Annotated in this window: 13 protein-coding genes; 6 read left to right on the top strand and 7 right to left on the bottom strand. The window is 71.0% G+C overall.

All coding sequences use genetic code 11. From position 1 onward, the window contains the following. Positions 1-32 precede the first annotated feature (32 nt). Entirely contained in the window at positions 33-1766 is a 1734-nt protein-coding gene (locus tag OG413_RS32950) for a BCCT family transporter (protein ID WP_266811967.1), read from the top strand. Positions 1767-1995: 229 nt separating this feature from the next. Further along, positions 1996-3633, top strand: coding sequence for an ABC-F family ATP-binding cassette domain-containing protein (locus OG413_RS32945; protein ID WP_266811965.1), 1638 nt, complete (start codon positions 1996-1998; stop codon positions 3631-3633). A gap of 126 nt (positions 3634-3759) precedes the next feature. On the opposite strand, the gene OG413_RS32940 is transcribed toward OG413_RS32945, so the two are convergent. Together OG413_RS32940 and OG413_RS32935 are read right to left on the bottom strand one after the other, a co-directional pair. Further along, positions 3760-6261: a Tex family protein gene (locus OG413_RS32940; RefSeq protein ID WP_266811963.1), complete on the bottom strand. Its 2502-nt coding sequence runs from the start codon at positions 6259-6261 to the stop codon at positions 3760-3762. 172 nt (positions 6262-6433) lie between these two features. Further along, positions 6434-7297 carry a hypothetical protein gene (locus OG413_RS32935; RefSeq protein WP_266811962.1) on the bottom strand — a complete coding sequence of 288 codons (864 nt, stop codon included), beginning with the start codon at positions 7295-7297 and terminating at the stop codon, positions 6434-6436. Between the two features lie 143 nt (positions 7298-7440). Between OG413_RS32935 and OG413_RS32930 the strand changes: the two genes are divergently transcribed. Both OG413_RS32930 and OG413_RS32925 read left to right on the top strand, forming a co-directional pair. Beyond that, positions 7441-8403, top strand: coding sequence for a GlxA family transcriptional regulator (locus tag OG413_RS32930; protein WP_266811961.1), 963 nt, complete (start codon positions 7441-7443; stop codon positions 8401-8403). 20 nt (positions 8404-8423) lie between these two features. Then, positions 8424-9059 carry a DJ-1/PfpI family protein gene (locus OG413_RS32925; RefSeq protein WP_266811959.1) on the top strand — a complete coding sequence of 212 codons (636 nt, stop codon included), beginning with the start codon at positions 8424-8426 and terminating at the stop codon, positions 9057-9059. Here the strand turns inward: OG413_RS32925 and OG413_RS32920 are convergent. After that, positions 9046-9846, bottom strand: a complete 801-nt coding sequence (locus tag OG413_RS32920) for an enoyl-CoA hydratase/isomerase family protein (RefSeq protein ID WP_266813228.1) — start codon at positions 9844-9846, stop codon at positions 9046-9048. The genes OG413_RS32925 and OG413_RS32920 overlap by 14 nt on opposite strands. Before the next feature lie 89 nt (positions 9847-9935). Between OG413_RS32920 and OG413_RS32915 the strand changes: the two genes are divergently transcribed. Together OG413_RS32915 and OG413_RS32910 are read left to right on the top strand one after the other, a co-directional pair. After that, on the top strand, positions 9936-10550 hold the full coding sequence (locus tag OG413_RS32915) for an HdeD family acid-resistance protein (protein WP_266811957.1): 615 nt from the start codon (positions 9936-9938) through the stop codon (positions 10548-10550). A gap of 154 nt (positions 10551-10704) precedes the next feature. Continuing rightward, on the top strand, positions 10705-11160 hold the full coding sequence (locus OG413_RS32910; protein ID WP_266811955.1) for an ATP-binding protein: 456 nt from the start codon (positions 10705-10707) through the stop codon (positions 11158-11160). Positions 11161-11182: 22 nt separating this feature from the next. Here the strand turns inward: OG413_RS32910 and idi are convergent, their stop codons facing one another. From idi to galE, 4 genes are all read right to left on the bottom strand, one after another. Continuing rightward, positions 11183-11776 carry an isopentenyl-diphosphate Delta-isomerase gene (idi, locus tag OG413_RS32905; RefSeq protein WP_266811953.1) on the bottom strand — a complete coding sequence of 198 codons (594 nt, stop codon included), beginning with the start codon at positions 11774-11776 and terminating at the stop codon, positions 11183-11185. A 148-nt stretch (positions 11777-11924) separates the two neighbouring features. Next, complete coding sequence (locus OG413_RS32900) at positions 11925-13205, bottom strand: bifunctional class I SAM-dependent methyltransferase/N-acetyltransferase (RefSeq protein ID WP_266811952.1); 1281 nt, start codon at positions 13203-13205, stop codon at positions 11925-11927. Positions 13206-13495: 290 nt separating this feature from the next. Further along, a complete protein-coding gene (locus tag OG413_RS32895) occupies positions 13496-14437 on the bottom strand; it encodes a cation diffusion facilitator family transporter (protein ID WP_266811950.1) in 942 nt (313 codons plus the stop codon). A 166-nt stretch (positions 14438-14603) separates the two neighbouring features. Next, a complete protein-coding gene (galE, locus tag OG413_RS32890; protein ID WP_266811948.1) occupies positions 14604-15599 on the bottom strand; it encodes a UDP-glucose 4-epimerase GalE in 996 nt (331 codons plus the stop codon). Positions 15600-15676 lie beyond the last annotated feature (77 nt).

Below are 15676 nucleotides of genomic sequence, written 5' to 3'. Positions count from 1 at the left end.
GCGATTTTCGGACTCCGTGAAAGGTGCCATTTGTGTCGCAGGACGATGAGAGAACGGGTGGGCGGGGAGATCTGTCGGTCACGGCGGATCTCCCCGCCGAGTCGCCCCACGGCAGGCGCCCCACGACCGACCGGGTGGTGTTCGGCGTCACGGCGGTCCTCACCCTCGCTTTTGTGCTCTGGGGTTCGATCGCCACCGACTCGCTGGAAAGGGTCTCCAGTCGACTGCTCAACGGGCTGATCCATAACGGCGGTTGGGCCTTCATGCTCGCGGCCTCCGGCTTCGTGGTCTTCGCGCTGTGGCTCGCGATCAGCCGCTACGGGAAGATCGCGCTGGGCCAGGAGGGCGAGAAGCCCGAATTCCGGACCGTCTCCTGGGTCGCGATGATGTTCAGCGCCGGAATGGGCATCGGTCTGATGTTCTACGGTGTCAGCGAGCCGCTGGCCCACTTCATCGATCCGCCGCCGGGCACCCACCCCGCCGACGCGGCCGAGGCGATGCAGACGGCCATGGCCACCACCCTCTTCCACTGGACGCTGCACCCCTGGGCGATCTACGCGGTCGTCGGGCTGGCCATCGCGTACAGCACCTACCGGCGGCGCAGGCGGCAGACGATCAGCGCGGTCTTCGAGCCGCTGATCGGTGAACGGCACGCCCACGGAGGCGTCGGCCGGTTCATCGACATCCTCGCCATCTTCGCGACCCTCTTCGGCTCGGCCGCGTCCCTGGGCCTGGGGGCCCTCCAGATCGGCAGCGGATTTCACGAGCTGAACTGGATGGAGAAGACCGGTACGGGACTGCTGGTCGCCATCATCGCGGTCCTGACCGTCGCCTTCGTCGCCTCCGCCGTGTCCGGCGTGGAGAAGGGCATCCAGTGGCTGTCCAACACCAACATGGTGCTCGCCCTGGTCCTTGTCGTGTTCGTCTTCATCGCCGGTCCCACGATCATCATCCTGGACCTGCTGCCCACCTCGCTCGCCGCGTACTTCGGCAATCTCGCGCAGCTCGCCGGACGCACCGAGGCGACCGGCAAGGGCGACGTGGCCAAGTGGCTCGGCAACTGGACGGTCTTCTACTGGGCCTGGTGGATCTCCTGGACGCCCTTCGTCGGCATGTTCATCGCGAGGATCAGCCGTGGCCGGACGATCCGGCAGTTCATCGGCGGCGTCATCCTGGTGCCCAGCACCGTCAGCCTGTTCTGGTTCGCGGTGTTCGGCGGCTCGGCGATCAAGCTCCAGGAAGCCGGGAAGCTCAGCGACGCCGACACCGCGGAGGCCCAGCTCTTCGGTGTCCTTCAGGAATTCCCGATCGCCACCGCGATGAGCATCCTGGTCATGGTGCTCGTCGGCATCTTCTTCGTGTCCGGCGCGGACGCCGCCTCCATCGTGATGGGCACGCTCTCCCAGAAGGGCGTCCTCGAACCGGCCAAGTGGGTCGTGATCTTCTGGGGCGTCGTCACCGGCGCCGTCGCCGCGGTCATGCTGCTCATCGGCGACGGCCAGGGCGACGCGCTGGCCGGGCTCCAGAACCTCACCATCCTGGTGGCCGCGCCGTTCACCATCGTGATGATCGGGATGTGTGTGTCCCTGATGCGGGACCTGCGGCAGGACCCGATGATCGTCCGGCAGGAGTTCGGGGTCGAAGCGGTCGAATCCGCCGTGATCGAGGGCCACGCCAAGTACGACGGGGACTTCGAGATCCGGATCGGCCCGGGAACCACCCAGATCACCACGGACCGGCGCCACACGTCCGACCCCACCGACTGACGGCACCCTCCGAGGACCAGGACCAGGACCAGGACCAGGACCAGGACCGAGCACCGAGAACCGAGAGCTGAGAACAGGGAACAGGGAATCGAGGTGCGGCGGCGGCCCGGCCCACCCGCCGGGAGCCGCCGCCGCACGGTGGTGGCGCGCGGCAGCGAGCCCGCCGAGGGCAGGCCACCGGTCCGGGCCGAGCCGGCCGGCCCGGACGCCGATTAGTATCGACCCCCTGATGACTGCCACCCTCGTCGCCAAGGACCTCGCCGCCGGACACGGCGACCGCACACTCTTCGCCGGGCTCGACCTCGTGGTCGCACCCGGTGATGTGATCGGTCTCGTCGGAGTCAACGGCGCCGGTAAATCGTCCCTCCTCCGCCTGTTCGCCGGGCTCGACCGGCCGGAGGAGGGGGAGCTGAAGCTCTCCCCGCCCACCGCTACCGTCGGGCACCTCCCGCAGGAGCCCGAGCGGCGTCCGGGGGAGACCGTGCGGGAGTTCCTGGCCCGCCGTACGGGGGTCGCCGATGCCCAGAGCGCGATGGACGTCGCGACGCAGGGCCTGGTCGACGGGGTGCCGGGCGCGGACGACGCGTACTCCGACACCCTGGAGCGCTGGCTCGCCCTCGGCGGGGCCGACCTGGACGAGCGGGCCGAGGAGATCGCCGCCGACCTGGGGCTGACCATCGGCCTCGATCTCCCGATGACGGCGCTCTCCGGCGGCCAGGCGGCCCGCGCCGGACTCGCCTCGCTCCTCCTGTCCCGCTACGACATCTTCCTGCTCGACGAGCCGACCAACGACCTCGACCTGGACGGTCTGGAACGTCTCGAACGCTTCGTGGCCGGACTGCGCGCGGGTACGGTCGTCATCAGCCACGACCGTGAATTCCTGCTGCGTACGGTCACCAAGGTCCTCGAACTGGACCTCGCCCAGCAGCAGATCAACCTGTACGGCGGCGGTTACGCGGCCTACCTGGAGGAGCGCGAGACGGCCCGCAGGCACGCCCGCGAGGGATACGAGGAGTACGCCGACAGGCGGTCCGCCCTCGAAGCCCGCGGCCACATGCAGCGCTCCTGGATGGACAAGGGAGTCAAGAACGCCCGGCGCAAGGCCACCGACGGCGACAAGCTTGGCCGTAACGCGCGCAGCGAGGCGAGCGAGAAGCAGGCGGCGAAGGCCCGGCAGACGCAGCGCATGATCGAGCGGCTCGATGTCGTCGACGAGCCGCGCAAGGAGTGGGAACTGCGGATGGAGATCGCCACCGCTCCCCGCTCCGGATCGGTCGTCGCCACCCTGCGCGACGCACAGGTCGTGCGCGGCGACTTCACGTTCGGCCCCGCATCACTCCAGATCGACTGGGCGGACCGGATCGCCATCACCGGTGCCAACGGCGCCGGCAAGTCCACCCTCCTCGCAGCCCTCCTGGGCCGGCTGCCGCTGGATTCCGGGTACGCCACGCTCGGCTCGGGAGTGGTGGTCGGCGAGGTCGACCAGGCACGGAAGCTGTTCCTAGGCGCGGAGTCGCTGCTGGAGGCGTTCTGCGCGGCGGTCCCCGACACGGAGCCGGCCGAGGTCCGCACCCTGCTCGCCAAGTTCGGCCTGCGCGCGGACCATGTGATGCGCCCGGCGACGACCCTCTCCCCGGGCGAACGAACCCGGTCGGCACTCGCCCTCCTCCAGGGCAGGGGCGTCAACCTCCTCGTCCTCGACGAGCCGACGAACCACCTGGACCTGCCCGCGATCGAGCAGCTGGAATCGGCGCTGGAGTCGTACACCGGCACGCTGCTGCTGGTCACACACGACCGGCGGATGCTGGAAGCGGTGCGCACGACGCGGCGGGTCGAGGTGGCCGACGGCGGCGTCAAGGAACTCTGAGGGCCAAGCCCCCGGTCTCGTGAAGGGACGCGAGGGCGAACCCGGGCGCGAGAGCGAAGGGCGGGGGAGCAGGGTGGAGACGGCGCCGCGTGCGGCGGCCCGTCCCCACCCCGTCCCCGTCCGGACTCAGCGCTTCCGGCCGCCCTGCTGCGGATCCGCCAGTCCGGCCCGCCGCAGCGCGTCGGCCATCGCGCTGTTGGCCGGAGCGGGAGTCCCCGCGCCACCACGAGCGGCACCGCCACCACCTCGAGGCGCACCGCCACCACCGCGCCGGTCCCGGCCGCCCTGTCCGCCCTGGCCGTCCCGACCGTCCTGGCCGCGCTCACCGCGCGCCGCCTGACCGCCGCCCTGCTGCCCCTGAGCCTGGCCCTGCCGCTGCTTCGGCGGCCGGCCGCCCCGGCCACCGCCCTGCCCCGACTGCCCGGACCCGGCGCCCCCATCCGCCTGGGCCTCGTCGTCCAGCCGCAGCGTCAACGAGATCCGCTTGCGCGGAATGTCGACGTCCATGACCTTGACCTTCACGATGTCCCCGGGCTTCACGACATCCCGCGGGTCCTTCACGAACGTCTTCGACAGAGCCGAGACATGCACCAGACCGTCCTGGTGGACGCCGATGTCGACGAACGCGCCGAACGCGGCGACGTTCGTGACGACGCCCTCCAGCACCATCCCCGGAGACAGATCGCCGAGCTTCTCGACGCCCTCCTTGAACGTGGCCGTCCGGAACGCCGGGCGCGGGTCGCGGCCCGGCTTCTCCAGCTCCTTCAGGATGTCGGTCACCGTGGGCAGACCGAACGTGTCGTCCACGAAGTCCGCCGCCCGCAGCGACTTCAGCGCGGTCGCGTTCCCGATCAGGGAGGCGACCTCGCCGCCCGTCGTCTTCACCATCCGCCGCACCACGGGGTACGCCTCGGGGTGCACGCTCGAACCGTCCAGCGGGTCGTCGCCGTCACGGATCCGGAGGAAGCCCGCGCACTGCTCGTACGCCTTCGGGCCGAGCCGTGCCACGTCCTTGAGTGCCTTGCGGGACCGGAAGGGGCCGTTGCCGTCCCGGTGCGCGACGATGTTCTCGGCGAGCCCGGAGCTGATCCCGGAGACCCGCGAAAGCAGGGGCGCCGAGGCGGTGTTGACGTCGACTCCGACACCGTTCACACAGTCCTCGACCACCGCGTCCAGCGAACGCGACAGCTTCACCTCGGACAGGTCGTGCTGGTACTGGCCGACCCCGATCGACTTCGGGTCGATCTTCACCAGCTCGGCCAGCGGGTCCTGCAGACGCCGTGCGATCGAGACGGCACCGCGCAGCGACACGTCCATGTCGGGCAGTTCCTGCGAGGCGAATGCCGAAGCTGAGTACACGGAGGCGCCCGCCTCCGACACCATCACCTTGGTGAGCTTCAACTCGGGGTGCTTGTCGATGAGTTCACCGGCGAGCTTGTCCGTCTCGCGGGACGCCGTGCCGTTGCCGATCGCGATCAGATCGACATCGTGCGCCTTCGCCAGCCGCTCCAGCCGCGCCAGCGACTGGTCCCACTTGTTGGCCGGGACGTGCGGGTGGATGACGTCGGTGGCCACGACCTTGCCGGTCGCGTCGACCACGGCGACCTTGACCCCCGTACGGAAACCGGGGTCGAGCCCCAGCGTGGCCCGAGTCCCGGCCGGGGCGGCGAGCAGCAGATCGCGCAGGTTCGACGCGAAGACGCGTACCGCCTCGTCCTCCGCCGCCGTACGCAGCCGCAGCCGCACATCGATGCCGAGGTGCACCAGGATCCGGGTCCGCCACGCCCAGCGCACCGTGTCGCCGAGCCACTTGTCGCCGGGACGGCCGCGGTCGGCGACGCCGAAGCGGCGGGCGATCATGTTCTCGTAGGCGGACGCACCGGGCCGGTCCGCCTCCGAGGGCTCCTCGGGCTCCAGGACCAGGTCGAGCACGTCCTCCTTCTCGCCCCGCAGCATCGCGAGGATCCGGTGCGAGGGCAGCGCGGTGAACGGCTCGGCGAAGGCGAAGTAGTCGGCGAACTTCGCGCCCGCCTCCTCCTTGCCGTCCCGGACCTTCGCCGCGAGCCGCCCGCGCGACCACATGCGCTCGCGCAGTTCACCGGTCAGGTCGGCGTCCTCGGAGAAGCGCTCGGTGAGGATGGAGCGGGCACCCTCCAGTGCCGCCGCCGGGTCCGCGACCCCCTTGTCGGCGTCGACGAACGCGGCGGCGGACGCGAGCGGGTCCACCGACGGGTCGCCGAGCAGTCCGTCCGCCAGCGGTTCGAGCCCCGCCTCACGGGCGATCTGCGCCTTCGTGCGCCGCTTCGGCTTGAACGGCAGATAGATGTCCTCAAGCCGCGCCTTGGTGTCGGCTGCCCGGATCCGCGCCTCCAGCGCCTCGTCGAGCTTGCCCTGCTCACGTACGGAATCGAGGATCGACGTGCGCCGCTCCTCCAGCTCCCGCAGATACCGCAGCCGCTCCTCCAACGTGCGCAACTGCGCGTCGTCGAGCATCTCGGTCGCTTCCTTGCGGTAGCGCGCGATGAACGGCACGGTCGACCCGCCGTCGAGCAGCTCGACGGCCGCCTTCACCTGACGCTCACGTACGCCGAGCTCCTCGGCGATCCTGCCTTCGATGGACGTCGTCACGGTTTTCCCGACTCGCCTTCTCGTACTGGCTGTACTGGCTGTGCTGGCCGTGCACAGAGCTTTCCGCTCCTACCGCTGCACGCTGTTACGGGGTGGTCCCCTTCGCCTGCATTGTGCCGGGTGGCCGGGGGCCGTGTCGCGCGCCCTCCACGAACACGGCCCGAAGGCGCGCTCAGCCCTTGCCGGTCAGGTCCTCGGGGAACGCGCCCGCCGAGGCCGCCGCGAACAGGAAGCCGCGCCCCAGCTCGGTCAGGCGCTCCACACCGGCCGCGCCCAGGTGCTCGTACGGTGCGGCGTCCATCCGGTCCGTCGCCTCCTCCAGCTCCGCCCGCAGGGCCACGCCGGACTCCGTCAACTCGCCCTCGCCGTCCAGCAGGCCGCGGCCGCGCAGCCGCTCTGCCGCGGCGTCCCAGTCGTCGCGGTGCCAGCCCCGGGTGGCGAGGATCCAGCGCACAGGCATGCCCTTGCCGGTCGCGGTGTGGCTGACCAGCGCCTCGACCGGGTCGAGACCGGCGGCGAGCAGGGCGGCGAGATGGGCGTCGCCGCGGTGTTCGCGCAGCAGGGTCGCGGCGTGCCAGTACGCCAGGTGCGGCTGCTCGGGCACCGGCAGATCCGCGTGGGCGGCGTACAACGGCCGGGCGTGTCGGGTGCACGCCTCGGTGGCGCGCAGCGCGAGCCGGGCCGCCTCGGCCAGCTCGGCGGAGGCGAGGGTCTCCTCCCCGAGCAGCCGGCGCAGCGTCGAGTCGACGGCCCGCAGCCGGGCGTCGAGGACCGCCGCGGGCGTGGCGGCCGACCAGACGGCGGGCACATGACGGGCCACCAGCTCATGGTTGAAGTTGTAGAAGGTCGCCGTGACCGTGCCCGCGCCGACCGCACCCAGCGCGGCGCCGCGGGCGGCGAAGTAGGCGGCGCTCGCATCGTCGATGCCGAGCTCCCGGAACTCCTTGCCGAGGTCGGGGGAGAAGTAGACGGTCGAGTGGAACGGGTTGAGGGCGTTATGACAGCGGCGTCCGGCGCGGGGCGGCAGAGTACTCATGCCCGCACGTTACCGACTGGTTAGTACGTTGCGGAACCCCCGGGGAGCCCGGCGCCGCCGCCTGACGCGGGCGGTTCGCGAGGGCAGGAAAGGTGGGAGATTCGTCATTGCGGCCATCCCGTCCGCCGCCCAGGATGGCATCCATGAAGCAGCGATCCGTACTCGTCGTTCTCTTCGACGGCGTCCAGAGCCTCGATGTGAGCGGCCCGGTGGAGGTCTTCGCCGGAGCCTCCCTCGTCACCGGGGTCCCGTACGAGCTGCGCACCGCCTCACTCGACGGCGGCCCGGTCCGCTGCACCAGCGGGCTCACCCTCCTTCCCGACAGCCGCCTCGCCGATGCCACCGTGCCGCACACCCTGCTGGTCCCCGGCGGCCACGGCACCCGCGGCGCCGACCCGGCCCTGACCGACTGGCTGCGCACGACGGCGCCGCACGCGGAGCGGCTCGTCTCGGTGTGCACCGGCGCCCTGCTGCTGGCCGGGGCGGGCCTGCTGGACGGCCACCGGGTGACCACGCACTGGAACTACTGCGAGCAGCTCGCCCGCGACTTCCCGGCCGTCCGGGTGGACCCGGACCCGATCTTCGTGCGCGACGGGAAGCTGGCCACATCGGCGGGCGTCACCGCGGGCATCGATCTCGCGCTCGCCCTGGTCGAGGAGGACCACGGCCGCGACGTCGCGCTCACCGTCGCCCGCCACCTCGTGGTGTTCCTGCGGCGACCGGGCAATCAGGCCCAGTTCAGCGCACAGCTCACCGCCCAGACGGCCGGCCGCGAGCCCCTGCGGGACGTCCAGCACTGGATCACCGAGCACCCCGACGGCGATCTCTGTGTGGAGGCGCTGGCGCACCGGGCCAGTCTCTCGCCCCGCCACTTCGCCCGCGCCTTCCGGGCGGAGACCGGTCTGACACCGGGCCGCTACGTCGACCAAGTGCGCCTGGAGCACGCCCGACGGCTCCTGGAGGACACCGCGGAAGACATCACCGGAGTCTCGCGGGCCAGCGGCTACGGCACCCCGGAAGCCATGCGCCGCGCCTTTGTCAAAGCCCTCGGAACGGCGCCGTCCGAATACCGCCGCCGCTTCCGCACCTCAGCAGCCACCGACTGACCGAACGAAAGGCCACGACCGTGCAGATCGCCATCCTGCTCTTCGACCGCTTCACCGCCCTGGACGCGGTGGGACCGTACGAGATCCTCAGTCGCACCCCCGGAGCCGAGACCGTGTTCGTCGCCGAACGCACCGGTCCCGTGCGCAACGACAGCGGAAGCCTTGAACTCGTCGCGGCGAAGACCCTCGCCGAGGTCCCCGCGCCCGATGTCGTGATCGTGCCCGGCGGGCCCGGCCAGAGCGACCAGATGGAGAACGAGGCGCTGCTCGGCTGGCTGCGCGCCGTCGATGCCACCAGCACCTGGACGACCTCCGTGTGCACCGGCTCGCTGCTGCTGGCGGCGGCCGGTCTGCTGGCGGGCCGGCGGGCCACCTCGCACTGGCTCGCCCTGGACATTCTGAAGGAGTTCGGCGTCGAGCCGACCGGCGAACGCGTCGTCCTCGACGGCAAGTACGTCACCGCCGCGGGGGTGTCCTCCGGTATCGACATGGGCCTCACCCTGCTCGGCCGGATCGCGGGCGACGAGCACGCCCAGGCCGTACAGCTGCTCACCGAGTACGACCCGCAACCGCCCTACGACGCCGGATCGCCCGACAAGGCCCCGGCCGCGCTGGTTGCGGAGTTCCGCGACAACAGCCGGTTCACCTTCCGCTAGGAGCGCCTCCGGCAGCCCCTGTCGTCCAGGTGAACCGGGGCGCGCGGCGTTCCAGGAAGGCGGCGACCCCCTCCGCGGTGTCGCCGCTTCCGCGCGCCTGCTCCGCCCAGTACCCGTCCCGGTCCTCGCGCCCCGTGGCGAACTCCTTCGCCGCTGCCTGAGTCAGCCGCGAGCGGGACGCCAGGATCCGTACGTACGCCTCGACCCGCTTGTCCAGCCCGCCGGGCGGCAGCACCTCGTCGAGGAGACCGGAACGCAGCGCCCGCCGTGTGTCGATCAGTTCGCCGGAGAACAGCAGGTGCTTCGTGGCCGCCGGGCCGATCAGGGAGACCAGCCGTCGCGTGGACGACGCGGGGTAGACGATTCCGAGCTTGGCCGGGGTGACCCCGAACGACGCGCCCTCCTCGGCGAACCGCAGGTCGCAGGCGGCCGCCAGCTGGCTGCCGCCCCCCACGCAGTACCCGCGCACCGCGGCGAGCGTCGGCAGCGGGAACGCCGCCAGCGCCTCCTCGGCCGCCACGGCGAGCACCTGCGGCTCACCGGAGGAGTCCCGCAGCGAGGAGATGTCCGCACCGGCGCAGAAGGTGTCCCCGGCCCCGGTCAGCACCAGGACACGCACGGCGGGATCGGCCGCCAGCCGCCCCAGCAGATCCGGCAGGGCCTGCCACATGGCGGCCGTCATCGCATTGCGCTTGGCGGGGTTGCTGATGACGACGGTGGCGACGCCGTCGGCGACTCCGTGCTCCAGCCGCGCCTCCGGCCGGGTCCCGCGTTCCCCGCTGTCCATACGGTCCATGCGCCGGATGCTATCCGTACCGTTCGAACCTATGATCAAGGAGGGGTCACGAAGCGGGCACGCACCGTAGGGAGCTGTCGATGGCCGGTCCCGGAGTCGAAGGCAAGAAGCTCAGCCGGAGTTTCAGCGGGCTCGCCCTGCTCGGAGCCGTGCTCGTCGTCGCGGGGATCGTCGGCCTCGTCTACACCGGCGTCGCCACCCTCACCTCGATGCTGCTCTTCGGCTGGCTGCTGCTCGTCGGCGGTCTGGTCGGACTGCTGCACGCGGTCCAGTCCCGCGGCACCAACTACTTCTGGCTGGGCGTCGTGGTGGCCGCGCTGAACCTCGCTGCCGGAGTCGTCGTGATCCGCCATCCGTACGGCACGGCCGAGGCGCTGACCATGTTCGCCGCGCTGCTCTTCCTGACCGGCGGGGTGTTCCGGCTGGTCGGCAGCGTCGTGGTGCGCGGCCCGCAGTTCGGCTGGACGCTGTTGCAGGGCGCGTTCGGGCTGCTGCTGGGTCTGCTGGTGCTGTTCGACTGGCCGCACAGCAGCCTGTACGTGCTGGGCTGTTTCTTCTCGCTGGCCCTGCTGTTCGACGGTCTCGGCCTGATCGCCATCGGGGTGGGCGGACGGCGCATCGTCGGTCTGGTCTCGGAGCAGATGGCGCCGGAGACGGACCGGGACGGTCCGGGCAAGACATCAGAAAAAGATTAAAAATAGTCCCATAGCTGTCACTGTCCTGCCCATTCGATCAAATGACGTCGATAGTCGACTACTTCTGATCAGTGGCATGGGTCGGACTGTGCGGTTCCGAACACTCTTTACTCGACGGTCAGTGATGTGCGAGTCGAGAGCGGGTGCCGGATCTATGGAGAGCCGCGGAAGTGTCCCGGCCCATCCCGCGTCGTACGAAGGAGTGTGGCGTTTCACCGCCCCCGCCGTCGACGTATCCGTGCCGCAGTCCCGGCACGCCGTGCGCGACCTGCTCGACCGGCAGGGTGCGCCGGTCGGTGCGGACATCCTCCAGGGGCTGCTGCTCATCGTCTCGGAACTGGTCACCAACGCGGTCAAGCACGCCGCGCTGCTCTCGCCCGAACTGGCCGTCGAAGTGGCCATCGGCGTCGACTGGATCAGAGTGTCGGTGGAGGACAACCACCCCTACCGCCCCACCGCGCTGGAGACCGACCACGCCCAGACGGGCGGGAGGGGGCTGCTGCTGGTCAGGGAGATCACCGCGGAGGCGGGCGGTACCTGCGACGTGGAGCACACCGCGGGCGGCGGCAAGATCATCTGGGCGGCGCTGCCGTTGAGGACGCAGCTCTGACCGCCCCGTACCGCGCGGGGTGTCACCAGCCCGCGGACGGTCCCGTCAGCTCTCTGATCGCGGGCCGCGCGGCATCGAGCACCGTCATGAACCAGGCCGAGAACGGCGCCTCGGCGTGCTGTTCGGTCAGCTCCGCGGCGGTCACGAAGGCCGTCTCGCCGACCTCCTCCGGATCCGGCTTCGGCCGCTCCTGGGCCATCCCCACGAAGAGATGGTTGAACTCCTGCTCCACCAGACCCGAGGCCGGGTCGGGATGGTTGTAGCGGACGGTGCCCGCCTCGGCGAGGAGCGAGGGCGAGATCCCCAGCTCCTCGTACGTGCGCCGGGCGGCTGCCGCGAACGGCGCCTCACCCGGATACGGATGGCCGCAGCAGGTGTTCGACCAGACACCGGGGGAGTGGTACTTGCCGAGCGCGCGGCGCTGGAGCAGCAGCCGCCCCTTCTCGTCGAAGAGGAACACGGAGAACGCGCGGTGCAGCTGACCGGGAGCCTGATGAGCGGCGAGCTTCTCCGCGGTGCCGATGGTGGTGCCGTTCTCGTCGACCAGTTCGAGCATGATCGCTTCTGCTGTGCCGTTCGACGAGCTGTGCGTCGCGGTGGCTGGTGTGGTCGGCATACCCATCCTTCGCTTTGGTCCCCGGCCTCGTGCGCCGGACCCCTGGAGTCCGGTCAAGTCTGCCGCACAAAAGCCGCTTGTCCGTACTGCGGGTCCCGCATGTCCGCCCCCGCCGCGCCATGACGGTGCGGCGGGGGCGGACGAGGCGTCAGACGCCGAAGGGCGCCGGATACCGGATCGAGCCCGTCGGTACGGGCGCCGAGTCATCGAGGACCAGGGCCATCATCGCCTCGTCGGGCACCTCGAAGGTTGGCTTGATCCCGTAACGCGAGGCCGGTACGAAACCGAACTCCGGGTAGTACTCGGGATGGCCGAGCACCAGCACGAGTGCCTCCCCCCGTACCCGGGCCGCGTCCAGTACCGCCCGCACCACGGCCCGGCCCGCGCCCTGCCGCTGATGGGCGGGCGAGGTCGCGACCGGGGCCAGCGCGAGCGCCGGAGCGTCACCGACCCGGCACCGGGTCAGCAGCGCGTACGCGGCGACCTGGCCGTCCGGACTCTCGGCGACGTACGACAGCCCCGGCAGCCAGGCGTCGGTGTCGGCCCGCAGGGCGTCCACCAGATCGGCCTCGGCCCGGGTGCCGAACGCCGCCGCGTTGACCGCGTGCACCGCGGCACGGTCCGCCGCGGACTCGGGGCGGACCGGCCAGCGCGGATCGGCGGGGCGCAGCACATGGGCGGCATAGCCGTACTCCGTGCCGTGCTCGCGCCGCATGTCCAGCTCCTCACGGGTGGACGCCTGCGCCCACGCCATGCCGGGAGCCGTGGGATCGGCGGCCGCGACCCGCTCGGCGAGCGGGACGTAGTACTCGTCCCAGTCGCTCTCGGGCTGGATGAGGACCGCCAGGACATGGCAGCCGGCGTCGACGGCCGCCGCAGTGGTGGCCGGTACCGGGCGCAGCGTCGCACTGTGCCGCTCCCAGAAGGCACGCGCCTGTTCGGTGGGTGTACCGGTGGTCCAGACGCGTTCGGAGACCACCAGGGAGCCGCCCGGGGCGAGCAGCCGCTGCCAGTCGCGTACGGCGTTGTCGAAGCCGATGCGGTACGCCGAGCCCTCGGCCCAGACCAGGTCGAACGACCCGGCCGGGAAGTCGGGGCCGGTGAGGTCGCCCATATCGGCCTTGACGGTACGGACGCGGTCACCGAGACCGCGGGCCTCGGCCGCGGTGCGCAGCTCGTCGAGGAACGGCTCGTGCAGGTCCACCGCGGTCACCTCGGCGCCCGCCTCGGCGGCGAGCAGCAGGGCGGCCCGGCCGGGGCCGCAGCCCAGGTCGAGGACGCGCGGACGGACGGGCAGGGGTCCGGCCAGACCCAGCAGCCGACGTGTGGTGGCGTCGGAGCCGGGGCTCTGCCGGGGAAGGTGGTGGTGCAGGGAGAAGAACGCCTCGGTACGTGCGTCGTCCTGCGAGGCGTCAATGTGGTCGGTCAACGTGGGAAACCCTTGTGAGGGGGCTCCGGCCGACGCGGCGACGTGGTGACGTCGGGGTCAGTCGGGAACCCGGGAGATGAGGAAGGACCGATTGCTGCGCCGGGCAGCCGTAGTCGCGACAGACATCAACCTCAGCTCCTCTCAGGAAAGGGTTTCGCTCCGCTGCGAGACTCGAACGTCTCGCCGGGGAACGATAGCACCGCCGCCCCCGCACACCCGGGCGGTCCGAGGGGCCGCGACAGCCTCAGCTCCCGGCCCCCGCCCCCGGCGGCCGCTGAGGCTCAGTGGCCTCAGAGGCAGAGCTTCGCCTCGTGCTCCGCGTGGCCGCTCGGCTCCAGCTGGAAGGTGCAGTGCTCCACGTCGAAGTGATCGCCGAGGCAGCCCTGCAGATCGTGCAGCAGCTTCTCGTGTCCGATCGAGTCCAGCATCTCCTGGTGCACCACCACGTGCGCGGAGAGCACCGGCATCCCCGAAGTGATCGTCCAGGCGTGCAGGTCGTGGACGCCCAGTACGCCGGGCAGCGCGGTGATGTGGGCTCGCACCTCGCCCATGTCCACGCCCTTGGGGGCCGCCTCCAGCAGCACGTTCAGGGTCTCCCGCAGCAGTTTGACCGTACGGGGGACGATCATGAGGCCGATCACCAGTGAGGCGATCGGGTCGGCCGCCTGCCAGCCGGTGGTCATGATGATGCTCGCGGACACGAGCACCGCGACCGAACCGAGGGTGTCGGCGAGGACCTCCAGATAGGCGCCCCGCACATTGAGGCTCTCCTTCTGTCCGCGCATCAGCAGGGACAGGGAGATCAGGTTGGCCACCATGCCGACCGCGGCGAAGACGATGGCCAGGCCGCCCTTGGTCTGGGCCGGAGTGATGAACCGCTCGACGGCCTCGAAGACCAGAAAGCCGCCGACGCCGAGCAGCAGCAGACAGTTGGCCAGCGCCGCCAGGATCTCGGCGCGGGCGAAGCCGAAGGTGCGGTTGAGGCCGGCCGGCCTGTTGGCGAAGTGGATGGCGAGCAGGGCCATGCCCAGGCCCAGTGCGTCGGTCGCCATGTGGGCCGCGTCGGCGATCAGGGCGAGCGAGTCGGACAGCACCCCGCCGACGATTTCCATGACCATCACGCTCAGCGTGATCCCCAGGGCGATCCGCAGCCGCCCCTGGTACGCGGCGGCCGCCGTGCCCGTCGGGGGCGGCCCGCCGTGCGTGTGTCCGTGATCGTGGCCAGCCCCCATGAAAACGCCTCCTGGTCAGTGCTGCGACGCGGACGCGGATCGCCCGGTGAAGCCAGTGAACTACGGGTGGGGGGTATCCGGCAACACGGGACTGAACACCGTTGTCATATGCTCTGACCTGCGCAAACGCTTCCCAGGTCAGAGCCGTGATGTGATCGTTCGCGGGCTACTGGGCGCGGGCCTCCGGGTGGCGCAGGCACCAGCCCTCCCAGGCCGACTCGACCATCTCGCGCACCCCGCGGCGCGCCGTCCACCCCAGCTCCCCGGTCATCCGGGCGGCCGAGGCCACGGCCCTCGCCGCGTCGCCGGGCCGCCGCGGTTCGACCACCGGCTCCACCCGGTGACCGGTGACCTCCGCGACCAGGCCGGCGAGCTCCCGCACCGAGACGCCCTCGCCCCGGCCGATGTTCACCGTCAGATCGCCGCCCTCGTGCCCGCCCGGACTCCGCGCGTCCAGGTTCCGCGCGACGGCGAGATGCGCCTCGGCCAGATCGGCGACATGGATGTAGTCACGGACGCCGGTCCCGTCCGGCGTCGGATGGTCGCCGCCGAAGATCCGCGGAGCCTCGCCGCGCGTCAGCCGGTCGAAGAACATCGGGATGACGTTGGAGACCCCGGTGTCCGACAGCTCCGGCTCGGCCGCCCCCGCCACGTTGAAGTACCGCAGACAGGCGGTCGAGATCCCGTGCGCCCGGCCCGTCGCACGGACCAGCCACTCGCCCGTGAGCTTGGTCTCGCCGTACGGGTTGATCGGCGAGCACGGCGTCTCCTCGGTGATGAGGTCCACATCCGGTACACCGTAGACCGCGGCCGAGGAGGAGAAGAGGAAGCGCCGCACGCCCGCCGCGACCACGGCCTCCAGCAGGACGGTCAGCCCGGCGACGTTGTCCCGGTAGTACAGCAGCGGCTTCTCGACGGACTCACCGACCTGCTTCCGCGCCGCGAGATGCACCACACCGCTCACCGCGTGCTCCGCGAGCACCCGGTCCAGCAGCGCCCGGTCCGCGAACGAGCCGCGCACCAGGGGAATGTCCGCGGGCAGCCGCCCCGCGATGCCCGTCGACATGTCGTCGAGGGCGACGACCCGTTCCCCCGCCGAGGCCATGGCCCTCGCCACATGTGCCCCGATGTACCCCGCTCCGCCTGTGATCAGCCACGTCATGACCGTCAGCCTATGCGCTGGTCCCGGCGCGGTTTGTGGGGCGAGGCGCTGATCGACAATGATGATCGCGAACGGCG

Origin of the sequence: Streptomyces sp. NBC_01433 (genome assembly GCF_026340105.1) — a bacterium.
Lineage (GTDB): Bacteria > Actinomycetota > Actinomycetes > Streptomycetales > Streptomycetaceae > Streptomyces.
This window is presented reverse-complemented; position numbering and strand designations above follow the sequence as displayed.

Excerpts from the sequence above, each read along its gene's own strand:
- OG413_RS32945 (WP_266811965.1), top strand. The coding sequence starts at position 1,996 with ATGACTGCCACCCTCGTCGCCAAGGACCTCGCCGCCGGACACGGCGAC.
- OG413_RS32935 (WP_266811962.1), bottom strand. The coding sequence starts at position 7,297 with ATGAGTACTCTGCCGCCCCGCGCCGGACGCCGCTGTCATAACGCCCTC.
- OG413_RS32930 (WP_266811961.1), top strand. The coding sequence starts at position 7,441 with ATGAAGCAGCGATCCGTACTCGTCGTTCTCTTCGACGGCGTCCAGAGC.
- OG413_RS32920 (WP_266813228.1), bottom strand. The coding sequence starts at position 9,846 with ATGGACAGCGGGGAACGCGGGACCCGGCCGGAGGCGCGGCTGGAGCAC.
- OG413_RS32915 (WP_266811957.1), top strand. The coding sequence starts at position 9,936 with ATGGCCGGTCCCGGAGTCGAAGGCAAGAAGCTCAGCCGGAGTTTCAGC.
- OG413_RS32910 (WP_266811955.1), top strand. The coding sequence starts at position 10,705 with ATGGAGAGCCGCGGAAGTGTCCCGGCCCATCCCGCGTCGTACGAAGGA.
- idi (WP_266811953.1), bottom strand. The coding sequence starts at position 11,776 with ATGCCGACCACACCAGCCACCGCGACGCACAGCTCGTCGAACGGCACA.
- OG413_RS32895 (WP_266811950.1), bottom strand. The coding sequence starts at position 14,437 with ATGGGGGCTGGCCACGATCACGGACACACGCACGGCGGGCCGCCCCCG.
- galE (WP_266811948.1), bottom strand. The coding sequence starts at position 15,599 with ATGACGTGGCTGATCACAGGCGGAGCGGGGTACATCGGGGCACATGTG.